The 12,683-nt window shown below is 56.9% G+C and carries 13 protein-coding genes and 1 tRNA gene; 2 read left to right on the forward strand and 12 right to left on the reverse strand.

Features of this window, described 5'->3' with window-relative positions:
- Positions 1-15: 15 nt before the first annotated feature.
- The gene (hflX, locus tag MWU38_RS09165) at positions 16-1,314 is read left to right on the forward strand and encodes a GTPase HflX (protein WP_247271544.1); all 1,299 of its coding nucleotides are present in this window, start codon (positions 16-18) and stop codon (positions 1,312-1,314) included.
- Positions 1,315-1,318: 4 nt separating this feature from the next.
- On the opposite strand, the gene mazG is transcribed toward hflX, so the two are convergent.
- From mazG to MWU38_RS09220, 11 genes are all read right to left on the reverse strand, one after another.
- The gene (gene mazG / locus MWU38_RS09170; RefSeq protein WP_247271545.1) at positions 1,319-2,077 is read right to left on the reverse strand and encodes a nucleoside triphosphate pyrophosphohydrolase; all 759 of its coding nucleotides are present in this window, start codon (positions 2,075-2,077) and stop codon (positions 1,319-1,321) included.
- Positions 2,078-2,168: 91 nt separating this feature from the next.
- A complete protein-coding gene (locus MWU38_RS09175) occupies positions 2,169-2,351 on the reverse strand; it encodes a hypothetical protein (protein WP_247271546.1) in 183 nt (60 codons plus the stop codon).
- On the reverse strand, positions 2,348-3,130 hold the full coding sequence (locus MWU38_RS09180; protein WP_247271547.1) for an MBL fold metallo-hydrolase: 783 nt from the start codon (positions 3,128-3,130) through the stop codon (positions 2,348-2,350). The genes MWU38_RS09175 and MWU38_RS09180 overlap by 4 nt, the downstream gene beginning before the upstream one ends.
- Positions 3,127-3,903: a TatD family hydrolase gene (locus tag MWU38_RS09185; protein ID WP_247271548.1), complete on the reverse strand. Its 777-nt coding sequence runs from the start codon at positions 3,901-3,903 to the stop codon at positions 3,127-3,129. Before MWU38_RS09185 ends, MWU38_RS09180 begins: the two co-directional genes overlap by 4 nt.
- A gap of 5 nt (positions 3,904-3,908) precedes the next feature.
- Entirely contained in the window at positions 3,909-5,468 is a 1,560-nt protein-coding gene (gene metG, locus MWU38_RS09190; RefSeq protein ID WP_247271549.1) for a methionine--tRNA ligase, read from the reverse strand.
- On the reverse strand, positions 5,461-6,435 hold the full coding sequence (locus MWU38_RS09195; RefSeq protein ID WP_247271550.1) for a DNA polymerase III subunit delta': 975 nt from the start codon (positions 6,433-6,435) through the stop codon (positions 5,461-5,463). Before MWU38_RS09195 ends, metG begins: the two co-directional genes overlap by 8 nt.
- Positions 6,432-7,088: a dTMP kinase gene (gene tmk / locus MWU38_RS09200; RefSeq protein ID WP_247271551.1), complete on the reverse strand. Its 657-nt coding sequence runs from the start codon at positions 7,086-7,088 to the stop codon at positions 6,432-6,434. Before tmk ends, MWU38_RS09195 begins: the two co-directional genes overlap by 4 nt.
- Positions 7,085-8,149, reverse strand: a complete 1,065-nt coding sequence (locus MWU38_RS09205; RefSeq protein ID WP_247271552.1) for a D-alanyl-D-alanine carboxypeptidase family protein — start codon at positions 8,147-8,149, stop codon at positions 7,085-7,087. Before MWU38_RS09205 ends, tmk begins: the two co-directional genes overlap by 4 nt.
- A gap of 161 nt (positions 8,150-8,310) precedes the next feature.
- Positions 8,311-9,369, reverse strand: a complete 1,059-nt coding sequence (locus MWU38_RS09210) for a lytic murein transglycosylase (protein ID WP_247271575.1) — start codon at positions 9,367-9,369, stop codon at positions 8,311-8,313.
- A gap of 52 nt (positions 9,370-9,421) precedes the next feature.
- The gene (locus MWU38_RS09215) at positions 9,422-10,165 is read right to left on the reverse strand and encodes a sulfotransferase (RefSeq protein ID WP_247271553.1); all 744 of its coding nucleotides are present in this window, start codon (positions 10,163-10,165) and stop codon (positions 9,422-9,424) included.
- Positions 10,162-11,076 (reverse strand): aminotransferase class IV, encoded by a 915-nt coding sequence (locus MWU38_RS09220; protein WP_247271554.1) that lies wholly within the window; start codon positions 11,074-11,076, stop codon positions 10,162-10,164. The genes MWU38_RS09215 and MWU38_RS09220 overlap by 4 nt, the downstream gene beginning before the upstream one ends.
- A 73-nt stretch (positions 11,077-11,149) precedes the next feature.
- Between MWU38_RS09220 and MWU38_RS09225 the strand changes: the two genes are divergently transcribed.
- Positions 11,150-11,239: transfer RNA gene (locus MWU38_RS09225), tRNA-Ser, on the forward strand.
- Between the two features lie 43 nt (positions 11,240-11,282).
- Here MWU38_RS09225 and lpdA read toward each other — a convergent pair.
- Positions 11,283-12,683: dihydrolipoyl dehydrogenase (gene lpdA, locus MWU38_RS09230; protein WP_247271555.1), on the reverse strand; the 1,401-nt coding region annotated here is incomplete at its 5' end.

Consider the following 12,683-nt stretch of genomic DNA (forward strand, 5'->3'; position numbering starts at 1 on the left):
TTTGATGAAACCTTGATGGACGAAGTGACGCGCGGTGCGCGTTGCTTGGTCCTGTGCCCTAATGTGAGAAGCTTTTCCTACGACCTCGACGCGCAGGAAAGGCTGGCCGAGGCAGAGGGACTTGCGCTGGCGATCGGTGTGATCATCGCGCACTCCGAAGTCCTGCCTGTTCGCCAGATGCAGCCCAATACACTCTTCGGTTCCGGGCAGGTCGAAAACATCAAGATTGCCTGCGAACAGCATGAATGCGAACTTGTGATCGTGGATGGCGCGCTTAGCCCAATTCAGCAGCGCAACCTTGAAGACAAACTCAAGCGCAAAGTCATTGATCGTACGGGACTAATCCTTGAGATCTTCGGCGAGCGGGCGGCCACTGCCGAAGGGCGTTTGCAGGTCGAACTTGCGCATCTGGATTATCAGCAAAGCCGTCTCGTGCGAAGCTGGACCCACCTTGAACGGCAGCGCGGCGGTTTTGGCTTCCTCGGTGGACCTGGTGAAACCCAGATCGAAGCCGACCGGCGGATGATCCGCCAACGCATGGGCCGCCTTCGCCGTGAGCTTGAGCAGGTTCGCAAGACCCGCGCATTACACCGCGAGCGCAGGGGGAGGGCACCCTGGCCGGTTGTCGCGCTCGTAGGTTACACCAATGCGGGTAAATCCACCCTTTTCAATCATTTGACTGGCGCAGAGGTCATGGCAGAGGACCTGCTTTTTGCAACCCTCGACCCGACTATGCGTGCGATTTCCCTGCCGGGGGTAGAAAAGGCCATTCTTTCCGACACGGTCGGCTTCATTTCCGATCTGCCGACCCAGTTGGTCGCCGCGTTTCGTGCGACGCTCGAAGAGGTGACTGGCGCCGACATTATCTGTCACGTGCGCGATATGGCTAATCCTGCCCATGCTGCTCAGAAGAAGCAGGTAATGGAGGTTTTGGCCGACCTTGGCGTTGTGGATGCCGAGAGCGGACAAAGCGAGATTCCAATCCTCGAGATTTGGAACAAGGCCGATTTGCTGGACGAGGACCGGATCGCCGAACTCGTAGAAGCGGCTGCGGGGCAGGGTGCTGTTCTCGTATCGGCTGCGAAAGGCACAGGATTACAGGCGTTTGAGGAACAAATTGCACAAATCCTCACCGAGCAGGCAAGTGAGGTAACAGTCACGCTGCCCGTGTCCGATGGTCGCCGCATCGCATGGCTTCATGCTCATGGCGAGGTCCTCGCAGATGAGGATGCTGGGGAAGGGGAGGACGGCCCCCTACGCCGGATGACAGTGCGGCTAAATCCTAAAGAATTGGGCCAATATTCAACGCTTTGAAGTTCTAACCTTGGGTCTTTTCTAGCGCTTTGACTTTCTGCCAGTAGGCTTCCTGCTCATCGAGGGAAAGCGTGGCGAAGTCTTGGCCATTACTCTGTGCAAGAACCTCCATCCGCCTGAAACGCTGTTCAAACTTCGAATTTGACGCTTTGAGAGCGGCTTCTGGATCGACACCATAACGCCGGACAATATTCACCGCGACGAATAGGACATCGCCCGCTTCCATCAAGCGTTCATCGTTGCTCGCAGTCTCCAGCTCTTCGATCTCTTCCTCAAGCTTCTCCTTCGGACCACTAACATCATCCCACTGAAACCCGACACGTGCGGCTCGCTTTTGCAGCTTATCCGATCGCATCAACGCGGGCAGTGCCTTTGCGACCCCTTCCAGAGCGCTTGATGATCCTGCGTCATCGCGTTCTGCTGCTTTGAGATCTTCCCAACGCCGGTTGGTCATCGCTCCGGTTTCCTCGCCAAATATGTGAGGATGCCGACGTTCCATCTTGTCACTGATCGCGCGTGCGACGTCGTCAAAAGTGAAAGCGTCAGCCTCGGCGGCCATTTGCGAGTGAAAGACGACCTGCAGCAAAAGATCGCCAAGTTCGGATTTGAGTTCAGCCAGGTCCTTGCGCTCGATTGCGTCGGCGACCTCGTAGGCTTCCTCAATCGTATAAGGTGCAATCGTATCGAAGGTCTGCGCTTTATCCCATTCGCAGCCGCGCTCCGGGTCGCGCAAGCGTTCCATGATGCGCAGCAGTCGTTTCATTTGGGAGGAGTGGTTTTCGCTGGCCATCGGGATATAAGCTATGCCTCAATGCGAGAATGATAATATATATTATGTTAAATTACGCCACGAGCTAGTTAGGGAGCGTCGCCCCCATCAGGTCAGCAATGACAAACAAACCGGCGAAAATCGCCAGCCATACCAATGCAAGTTGTGCCATCTTTCCCCAACCCATGCGGAAGGATGCAAGCGCGCTGCCTGCGAGGATAAGCCAACCCAGCAGCGCTACGATTGATATAATAGAGCCTTCGCTCATGCCACCATCTCCAACCCGTCATATCCGACGGTCACAAAGTCCGGAACTTCGTCGCATAATGTGCGGTAATCCATGCTCTTGTCGAGATGGCTCAGCACAAGCTGTTTGGCGCCGGTGCGTTCGCCAAGCTCGATCGCCATTGCCAGATGTGCGTGGGTCGGGTGTGGTTCACGCCGCAAACAGTCGCACACGAGTATATCGGCGCCTTCAAATGTTTCTACCATTTCGTCAGAGATCGACGAGAAATCAGTCGCATAGACAATCGACTTCCCATCGGCTTCAAAGCGATAGCCGGTTGTTTCACCGGGCCCGTGTTCCATCTGGCACCATTCGACGCCGAAGCCGGCAACGATGCGCAATCGTTCAAGCGTCGAGATGCTGCAAATATCGGGATAGCCATCTTGGTTTGCAAAGACGTATCCGAACCTTTGGCGAAGCCGACGCACGGTTTCGGTGTGTGCATAGGCTGGAATCGGACCACCACGACCATAACGAAGGACCCGCAAATCATCTATTCCGTGACAATGATCGGCATGATCATGAGTCCAAAAAACAGCATCCAAGCGATTGATCTTGTTTGCTAAAAGCTGCGCTCTACAGTCGGAACTCGTGTCGATCAGAATGCGCGAGCCGTCATTGCTTTCAATCGCGACCGAAACACGCGATCTGCGATTTCGTGGTTCATTCGGATCGCAGTCGCCCCAGTCACCGGTGCCATCAGGCCCGCCAACGCGCGGCACACCAGTCGAGGTGCCAGAGCCGAGCATGATAAACTTCACAAGGCGGCCTTCGAAAACAGCCTGGTGAAATTAGCGGTTGTCTGCTGTGCGAGGCGTTCGGGCTCTGTGCCTCGTAATTCCGCTAGAAAACGCGCGGTATCGGCGACGTATGCAGGCTCGCAAGATTTCCCGCGATGCGGGACAGGGGCCAGAAACGGGCTGTCGGTTTCGACCAGCAAGCGATCTTCAGGCACTTCGACAGCGACGGCCTGCAAGTCCTTGGCATTCTTGAAGGTAACAATCCCCGAGATCGAAATCGTCAGCCCCAGATCGAGCACCTTTCGGCCAAACTCAGCGGACGCGGTGAAGCAGTGGATCAATGCAGGAAACGCGCCCTCCTCCATCTCGTCGGCGAGGATTTCGTAAGTATCGTCTTCTGCATCGCGGGTGTGAATGATGACAGGCAGACCGGTCTCGCGAGCCACATCGATGTGCATCCGGAAAAGCTTGGCCTGCACCGCGCGGTCTGAATATTCGTAAAAATAATCAAGCCCGGTTTCGCCGATCCCGATTACGCGCTCATTTTCTGTCGCGGCGAGCAATTCTGCGCGGCCCAAGTCTTCGTGCGCATCGGCCTCATGGGGGTGTATTCCGACACTTGCGAAGACATCGGTTTCACGATTGGCGGTCGCGACAACCTGTTCCCATTCGGCGCGCTTGGTCGAGATGTTGAGAAAGGCCCCCACCCCGGCCTCACGCGCTCGTTCGAGAACGCCGGCCTGATCTTCGACGAGCCCCTTATACTCAAGGTGGCAATGGCTATCGACGAGCACGGCCCCTACCCTTCTGCTGCTTCCGGCAGTTCAAGGCGGGGGAAAAGCGGCGTCGGTTTCTCGATCTGAAATCCGCTTTCAGAAAGCGGCGAATACCATTGCGAGCGGATGCTCTCATAGGTCCGGCAGTCTTCAGGAACCCCCATCATATCGAGCAGCTTTTTAGCGCTTGCCGGGATCACCGGCTGAATTGCAACGCCAAGTTGGGCGATGCAGATGTAAAGCGTGGCAAGCACGGTCTCCATCCGCTCAGGATCGGTCTTGCGCAAGGCCCATGGGGCTTCTGAATCAATGTAGGCATTGCAGGCAAAAACCGCTTTCAGCCATGCTTCAATTGCCTGCTGAAGCGCAAGATCCTCAAAGGCTTGCGGCACATCTGTTGAGATTGCCTTGTCGACCTCTTTAAACAGCGCATTGTCAGCGTCGGTGTGCCCGTGGATCGCAGGCAAATTGCCATTCAGGTTCTTGGCCATGAAGCCAAGCGTGCGCTGTGCAAGATTTCCAAAGGCATTGCCCAATTCACCATTGGCGCGCTCGACAATGGCTTCTGGCGAGTAGGAGCCATCCTTGCCAAACGACACCTCTCGGATGAGGAAATAGCGAAGCGCGTCGACCCCGAATTGTTCAGCGAGTTCGATCGGGTCGGTCACATTGCCAAGCGACTTGGACTCCTTTTGACCCTTGTTCAATAAGAACCCGTGTCCAAACACTTTCTTTGGGACAGGAAGTTTGGCACTCATAAGGAATGCAGGCCAATAGATCGTGTGAAAGCGGACGATATCCTTGCCGATCAGATGAAGATCGGCGGGCCAGTATTTGGCCATATGTTCCGTCTCGTCGGGAAAACCCAGCCCAGTCAGATAATTGGTCAACGCATCGACCCAGACATACATAACATGCGTGTCGGAACCGGGAACTTTCACGCCCCAATCAAAACTCGTCCGGCTGATTGAGAGATCGCGAAGACCGCCTTCGACAAAGGCAATCATCTCATTGCGGCGGCTTGTCGGTTCGAGAAAGCCCGGCGTTTTCAATAACTCAAGTAGCGGCTCTTGATACTTTGAAAGACGGAAAAACCAGCTTTCCTCAACCGTCCATTCAACCGGAGTGTCTTGCGGGGAAAGCTTCTCACCGCCCTCGCCTTCTTTCAGTTCGCTCTCATCGTAGTAAGCTTCGTCACGAACCGAGTACCAGCCTTCGTAACGATCAAGATATAGATCGCCGGCATCTTCCATGCGCTTCCAGATCGCTTGGCTTGCTTTGTGATGATCGGGCTCTACTGTCCTGATAAAGCGGTCAAAACTGATATTGAGCGCTTGATCCATTTCTTGGAAATAGCCGGACATTTCATCGGCAAGCTCGCGCGGGGTGCGGCCTTGCTCTTCGGCCTTGCGCGCCATTTTGAGGCCGTGTTCGTCGGTGCCGGTTTGAAACCGAACTTCGCGTCCGCGCAGGCGTTGAAAGCGGGCGATGACGTCGGCAGCGATACCTTCATAGGCATGCCCGATGTGCGGACGGCCATTGGGGTAATTGATTGCGGTGGTTATGTAATAGGGTTCAGCCATGGGCGTGCTCGCTAGCCGCGCTTGGACGGCAGAGCAAGGTTCCGATTTCAAGGCAAAGCAATCCGGTGTCGAAATTATATGACGGGGCCTGTGCCGCAAGTGTGGTGAGTTCGGCGTGGACTTCGATCAGTTCGGCGCGCTCAAGGGAATTTTCGCTTGCACGCGCGCGCTGTGCGACGATGGATTGCGCAAGTTCGAAAATTGCTGTCATCCGGTCCTTATCTGCGCGCGGCCCGATAAGCTTCGTTAGCGCGGTCCTCCCCTGCAAGTCCCGGTCCCCATCGACAATAAGCCGGGTCATTTGGTTGGCTACAGGTTGCAGATCCTGCTGCGAAAACTGGAGTGCCGCGCCAAACGAACCCTCTGCCGCGTCAATCGCTGCCGAGGTGTCGCCCTCTTGCTGTGCATCTTGCAGCATTGTCCGAAGTTCCGCGTCGGTCAGGCCGGGAAAACGGAGTATCCGGCAGCGTGAGCGGATCGTGGGTAAAAGCCGCGAGGGTCGGTGTGTAACAAGCAGGAAGAAGGTGCCTTGCGGTGGTTCCTCGAGGCTTTTGAGCAGTGCGTTCGAAGTCGCGCGCTCCATATCGTCGGCCGGATTTATAATGACCACACGGCGAGAACCGAGCGTCGGGCGAACCGTCAGACGTCGCTGCATCTCGCGAATTTGCGCAATACGGATGCTGCGCGCCGGTTCGAAGGGCTTGCCCGCTTCCTGCGCTGCAATTGCTTTCTTATCCTTGGGACCATAGGTGACCGTCAGGATATCGGGATGGTCGCCTGCAGGTTGCGCAACGCCCTCTTCCGCCACCAATTCGCGCGCGGCGGCAAGAGCGAAATCCTGTTTACCCAGCCCCCTTTTGCCCGCAAGGATCCAGCCGTGGTGCATGCGCGCACTGGTGATGGCGCTACGCCATTGATGCCAGGCATCTTTGTGGTTTGGCCATGATAGAGGCTGGGTGACGCTCATCGCTTTGTCCTTCGGAGCAATGGCGCGATGGCTTCCATTATGCGCGCATGGACCTCCTCGGGCGTGCCGGAGCCATCGACGACGACAAATCCCCGCGGGTCCGCATCGGCAAGCGCGCGGAAGCTTTCTGCGACGGCTTTGTGATACTCCTTGCTGCGTCCACCTATGGCGTCGCTGGTGTCGCCGTCGCGGGCGGTGAGGCGTTCATGGCGAGCAGCGTCATCCACTTCCAGAAGAACAGCGCAATCGGGGCGAAGGCCATTGCTGCCAAATGCGTGCAGGGCACGAATGGCGTCGTCTCCCATGCCCCCTGCCCCGCCCTGATAGGCCCGGCTTGAATCCACGAAGCGGTCGCAGACTACCCATTCGCCAGCTTCAATTGCTGGAACAATCAAATGCGCCACGTGATCCGCACGCGCAGCCGCAAACAAGAGCGCCTCGCTTTGTGCATTCCAGCCTTTCCCCGGCGGGTTCAGAAGGAGCTCGCGGATCGCTTCAGCGCCCCCAGTTCCGCCCGGCTCTCGCGTGGTAGTGACGCTCAGGCCAAAATCCTCGCGCAATGCTTCAGCGAGAAGGCGGCCTTGTGTGGACTTGCCCGTGCCCTCTCCCCCTTCGAGCGCAATAAAACAGCCACGTTGCGCTTTTGAGGTCATGCGAACCACCCTGTTATGCCATTCCAGACCCGACCGATAAGCCCTGCTCTCTCAACGTCTTGAGATGCAACCAGCGGAATGCGAGCAGGCTCCAATCCTGGAACGGTTACGAGCATGGTCGCGACACGCTGACCCGATTTAATGGGCGCATGAATTGGACCATTGTAAGAGATCGACATTCGCACTTCGCCAGTCATGCCCTTGGGAATGTTGACGAAAACTGGACTGGAAGTCTGTAGGGCGACGAATTTGCTCTTGCCATTTTGCACGCGAGCCTTGCCGATTGACTGGCCTCTACTCGCGATTTTCCGCCGGTCGAATTCTACAAAACCCCATTCGATAAGGCCGCGTGCCGTCTCGCCCCTGATGCTTTCTTCGTCTGCTCCGGCAATTACGACAACAAGGCGCTGCCCGTCTCTCGCCGCTGTGCCAAGATAGCCGAGCCCCGCCTCACTGGTGAAACCGGTTTTGATGCCATCCGCACCATCGACGCGGCCGATCATGGGATCGCGATTGCTCTGCGCGATATCGTTATAGCGAAAGCCTTCTTTGCCAATGTAGCGAGCAACTTTTTCCGGGTGGCGATCGGTCAGTGCTTTTGCCAGCCGGACCAAATCCTTTGCATTTGTGAACGTGCGCCCTTCATCGGGCCAGCCGTTGGGCGTGCCGAAATGGCTGTTTGTCATGCCCAGTGCGCGTGCGCGCGCATTCATCCCACCTAACCAGGCATCAAGGGTACCGGCCTGCCCTTCTGCAAGGGCCATAGCGCCGTCATTGGCAGAGACATTGGCGATCCCCATGAGCAGGTCATCGACGGCAACGCTTGCACCATCGGCAATGAACATTGTCGAACCCTTGCGATGCCACTCGGCCCAGGTTTCATCACGCATCCGATACCGCTGCGTGGGTGTAAGAGCGCCTTCGTCAATCAGCTCAAAAGCGTGATAGAGGGTCATCACCTTCGTAATGGAGGCAGGCACAAAACGCCGATCTGCTTCACGCGCGAAGAGGACTTGGTTGCTGGTTACATCGACCAAAAGCGCGATGGGCACCTCGGACATTGACGGAACGGGAGCGGGTTGTTTTGCGGTCGCCATGCTTGGCATCGCGGCCAACCCAGCCGCGAGTAAAGCGCATGGTAGCGCCAATCTGAAGATGCCTTCGGAGCTCACGCCGCATTCTATAGGCCCAAGCAACATGTGATGCGAGAGCCCGTGCGCGCTTAGTTCACGATTTCGTCGGCGAGCAGTCCAACACTCATCGCGTAATAGTTCGAGCAATTGTATTCGAGGATTACGCGGTAGTTACTGGTGAGAAGCCATGCCGGATTTCCTGGCCCGTCGGGCTGGAACAGAGAGGTTAGCGTATCATCGGCAAGCGGTCTTTGAGGCTGGATACCAAGTGCCCGCCATTCAGCGACGGTTTTCCACTGGCTATGCCGCTCGTGAACACGCGGGCAAACGGGCGCGCTCAGCTTGGTCTTGTAGGCATCGACATCAAAGCCAGCCGGTACATAGGCACGAACGCCCCAGGGTTGACCTGTGCGCCATCCCGCATCGCGGAAGTAATTGGCGATTGATGCAAAAGTGTCTGCGCGGTTGGAAAAGATATTGGCGCGACCATCGCCGTCGCCATCGGTTGCAAGGCGCAGGTAAACCGAGGGCAGGAACTGCGGATTACCAAAAGCACCTGCATAGCTGCCCACGAGTTCGTCGCGCGAATAGCCTTTGTCCGCGACCTTCATAAGCGCGATCCATTCACCTTCAAAAAGCTCCCGCCTGCGCCCTTCCCAAGCGAGCGTCGCGAGGCTGCGCGAAAGATCGAAATTGCCGCGAATACGCCCGTAGCTCGTTTCGTGGCCGAAGATCGCAATGATGATTTCGCCCGGCACGCCATAGTCACGCTCCACCGCGCGCAAAATGCCGCTATTGGCGCTGTATGCCTGACGCCCGCCATTGATGCGCGTCGGGTTTACATGTTTGGCAATGTAAGGGGCAAGATCAGGATATCCACGGCGTGTCGGTGTGCCCGGTTGACCCTGATCAAGGCGGATGACGGTCGGATTGGGCGTAAGCCCTGATGTCATGCGCTGAATGGTCTGCTCTGACACCCCTTGCGCGCGTGCTTTAGCTTTTATCTGCTCCAGATAGGCGTCAAACGTGATCCCATCACGTGCGGCGACTTGGGCATTGGCAGGGGCGCTGGGCGCGATTTGCGATAGCGCTCCGACACCGACAAGTGCGGCGGCGAAAAGTGCAAGTGAGGAAAAGCTACGGTGCATCATCAGGCGCTTCTATTATCTTGTGTTTGAACAAGCCATGACCAGATCGGAGTTAGCCACCGCGATCCTTCGAACTGATCGCGAATTGGGAAAGAAACTCGTAATCTGCACGACATTCATCGGCAACTTTGCGATAGGCTTCGTCAAGCTCCGGCATCGAATCCGGCGCACAGCCAAAGCCGGTTGAGGCGTTGACCTTGTCATACCAATGTGAGCCCCAAACGCCGTCTTCTTCGTGCGGGCCCTTTTCCCAGGACAACATCGCTGGATCGTAATCAATCTCAAGCGCGCCGCACAATCCTTTCAAGGCGACAGGCGGATTGAGGAGGATGTCGTGGCTGTCTATAACGGGCGGCGCCTTTCCTGCTTGGTCAGCCACCTTTTCAAAATACTCTCTCTGGCGCGTGACCCCCAGGTGCTTTTGCCGGATTTCAGCGCGCTTATTGGCATAGCTGGCGGCAACGCGGACAGGATCGCGGATCAGAAAGGCGTGCCGCGTGTCGGGAAAGTCGGTGATGTCGACCGGCCCTTCCATATGGTGGGGCATGTGCTTTTGATACCAGATCGGGCTTTCATCAGGGGCCCTGCCATTCTGGGCGTTTTTCACACTTTCCCAGTCGCAATCCATGTCGGCGATAATTTCGTCGATCATCGGCTGAGGGTCGCGCGTGGATTTGAGATAGGCGCCGTAGAATGGCTCATCACTGACGAATGTATCGGCGCGCGAGCCGAAACTGCGCATCATAGCAGTCGATAGATTGCGGGGCCCCGACCACATGGCGATCCTGATGGTCATGCCACGTCCCTGTCCATGAGGTCACGATAGAGCCTTTGCAATCGCTCTACCATGGGCCCGCGGGCCGGCGTCATGGCCCGGCCATCAATGTCGGTTACCGGGACCACGCCTGCGAATGTGCCAGTTACAAAGGCTTCATCAGCGCCATACACATCGGTCAGCGAGAAGTTCTTTTCAAACACAGGGATGCCTGCCTCTCGGCACAATTGGATGACATTGCTCCGGGTAATACCGCCAAGGCAATAATCCCCGCTCGACGTCCAAACCTCGCCCTTTCGCACGATAAAGAAATGGGTTGAGTTGCAGGTCGCGACAAACCCGTGAGGGTCGAGCATTAACGCCTCGTCTGCTCCTGCCTGCGTCGCCTGAATACAGGCGGTGATGCAATTGAGCTTGGAGTGCGAATTGAGTTTCTGGTCCTGTACCGCCGGATCCCCCCGCCTCACGTGTACGGTGAACAGCCGGATGCCTGTCTCGATAGTGCTTGGAAGAGGGGTCTTATATTCCGGGATGATCACGATTGTCGCTGGAGAAACTACAACGCGCGGGTCCTGATACGGAGTTGAGCGTATCCCGCGTGTCACCATCAGGCGCATGTGTACGCCCTCTTGCCCGCGCATCGCATTTGCCTCGATCGTCTCGTCGATCCGCGCGCAAAGATCATCGCGGGTCAGGCCTACATCCATTGCGATGGCTTTCGCGCCTTCGTAAAGCCGGTCCAGATGTGCATCAAGGAAGGCAATTTTGTCTTTGTGCAGCCGCAAACCTTCCCACACACCGTCACCTAGCATGAAGCCACTGTCGAAAACCGAGACGCTTGCCTCGGCGCGTGGCACGAGTGCGCCGTTTACGTTGATGAGGATTTCATCATTGCGCGGGTCGGCTTCAAAATCGTGCGTGCCTTTGGCCAAGATATTTCGCTCCAAATTTGAAAAAGGAGGGGTGACAGAATCAAACTACATCGTTAGCGAGCATCCCCCAAGCGGACAGTTGGCAGAGTGGTCGAATGCACCGGTCTTGAAAACCGGCAAGGGTGCAAGCCCTTCCAGGGTTCGAATCCCTGACTGTCCGCCACCTTATTCAAGGCCTACCGCTTCGCTGCTTGAGGCCTCCCCAATCAAATATGGATCGCTTTGCCGTAGGCGTCGAGCACGCTTTCGTGCATCATCTCTGACAGCGTCGGGTGCGCAAAGACCGTTTGCATAAGCTCGGCTTCCGTCGTTTCAAGCGTCTTGCCCACGGTGTACCCCTGGATCAGTTCTGTGACCTCTGCGCCCACCATATGCGCGCCTAGAAGCTCGCCGGTCTTTGCATCGAAGATGGTCTTGATAAACCCTTCCGCTTCGCCAAGCGCGATGGCCTTGCCGTTGCCGATGAAGGGGAAGTTGCCGACCTTCAGCTCGTAGCCTGCTTCCTTCGCCTTGGCCTCGGTCAGGCCGACGCTGGCGACCTGCGGGTGGCAGTAGGTGCAGCCCGGGATGCTTGAGCGGTCCATGGGGTGCGGGTGGACTTCGGTGTTGCCAAGCTCTTGCGCAATGGCCTCTGCTGCGGTCACGCCTTCGTGGCTGGCTTTGTGCGCGAGCCATGGCCCCGGCGTGCAATCGCCAATCGCCCACAGGCCATCCGACTTGGTGCGGCCATATTCGTCAATCTGGATAAAGCCCTTGTCCATCTCGGCAAGATCGTCGAGGCCGATATCTTCGGTGTTGGGCACGATGCCAATCGCGGTGATCACGTGGCTGAACTCGGTGGTTTCGGTATTGCCGTCCTTGTCCTTGATCGTCGCCGTCACGCTCTTGTCGCCAACCTTCAGGTCTTCGACCCCTGCCCCGGTCATAATCGCAATGCCTTGCTTGGTCAGGCTCTTTTCAAGGAAGGTCGATACGTCTGCATCTTCCACCGGCACGATCCGGTCGAGCATCTCGACCACGGTCACATCAACGCCAATGTCGTTGTAGAAGCTGGCAAATTCGATCCCGATTGCGCCTGATCCGATCACCAGAAGTTTGGTCGGTTTTTCGGGCGGGGTCATCGCATGGCGATAGGTCCAAACGCGCTTCCCGTCTGCGGGCGCAAAAGGCAGATCGCGTGCACGCGCACCGGTGGCGACGATGATATGCTTGGCGGTGAGTTCTTCCTCGCCCTTATCGCTTGTCACCGTGAGCGAGGTTGGACCCGACAGCCGCCCCTCGCCCATGTGGACGGTGATTTTGTTCTTCTTCATCAAATGGGTGACGCCCTGATTAAGCTGTTTGGCAACGCCGCGCGAACGTTTCACAATCGCTTCCAGATCAGCCTCGATCTCGCCAGCGACTTTGAGACCATAATCGCTTGCATGGTTCATCTGGTGAAAGACTTCCGCGCTGCGCAGCATCGCCTTGGTCGGAATACAGCCCCAGTTGAGGCAGATGCCTCCAAGCAGTTCACGCTCCACAATCGCGGTCTTCAATCCCAATTGCGAGGCACGAATGGCCGCCACATAGCCACCAGGGCCAGAGCCCAGCACAATCACGTCGTA

It is taken from the genome of Qipengyuania sp. S6317L1 (assembly GCF_023015615.1).
Lineage (GTDB): Bacteria > Pseudomonadota > Alphaproteobacteria > Sphingomonadales > Sphingomonadaceae > Erythrobacter.

What these genes read in the sequence shown, in the direction of transcription:
- hflX (WP_247271544.1), top strand. Translation starts at nt 16, where the DNA reads ATGGACGAAGTGACGCGCGGTGCGCGTTGCTTGGTCCTGTGCCCTAAT.
- mazG (WP_247271545.1), bottom strand. Translation starts at nt 2,077, where the DNA reads ATGAAACGACTGCTGCGCATCATGGAACGCTTGCGCGACCCGGAGCGC.
- MWU38_RS09175 (WP_247271546.1), bottom strand. Translation starts at nt 2,351, where the DNA reads ATGAGCGAAGGCTCTATTATATCAATCGTAGCGCTGCTGGGTTGGCTT.
- metG (WP_247271549.1), bottom strand. Translation starts at nt 5,468, where the DNA reads ATGGCTGAACCCTATTACATAACCACCGCAATCAATTACCCCAATGGC.
- MWU38_RS09195 (WP_247271550.1), bottom strand. Translation starts at nt 6,435, where the DNA reads ATGAGCGTCACCCAGCCTCTATCATGGCCAAACCACAAAGATGCCTGG.
- tmk (WP_247271551.1), bottom strand. Translation starts at nt 7,088, where the DNA reads ATGACCTCAAAAGCGCAACGTGGCTGTTTTATTGCGCTCGAAGGGGGA.
- MWU38_RS09205 (WP_247271552.1), bottom strand. Translation starts at nt 8,149, where the DNA reads ATGTCCGAGGTGCCCATCGCGCTTTTGGTCGATGTAACCAGCAACCAA.
- MWU38_RS09210 (WP_247271575.1), bottom strand. Translation starts at nt 9,369, where the DNA reads ATGCACCGTAGCTTTTCCTCACTTGCACTTTTCGCCGCCGCACTTGTC.
- MWU38_RS09215 (WP_247271553.1), bottom strand. Translation starts at nt 10,165, where the DNA reads ATGACCATCAGGATCGCCATGTGGTCGGGGCCCCGCAATCTATCGACT.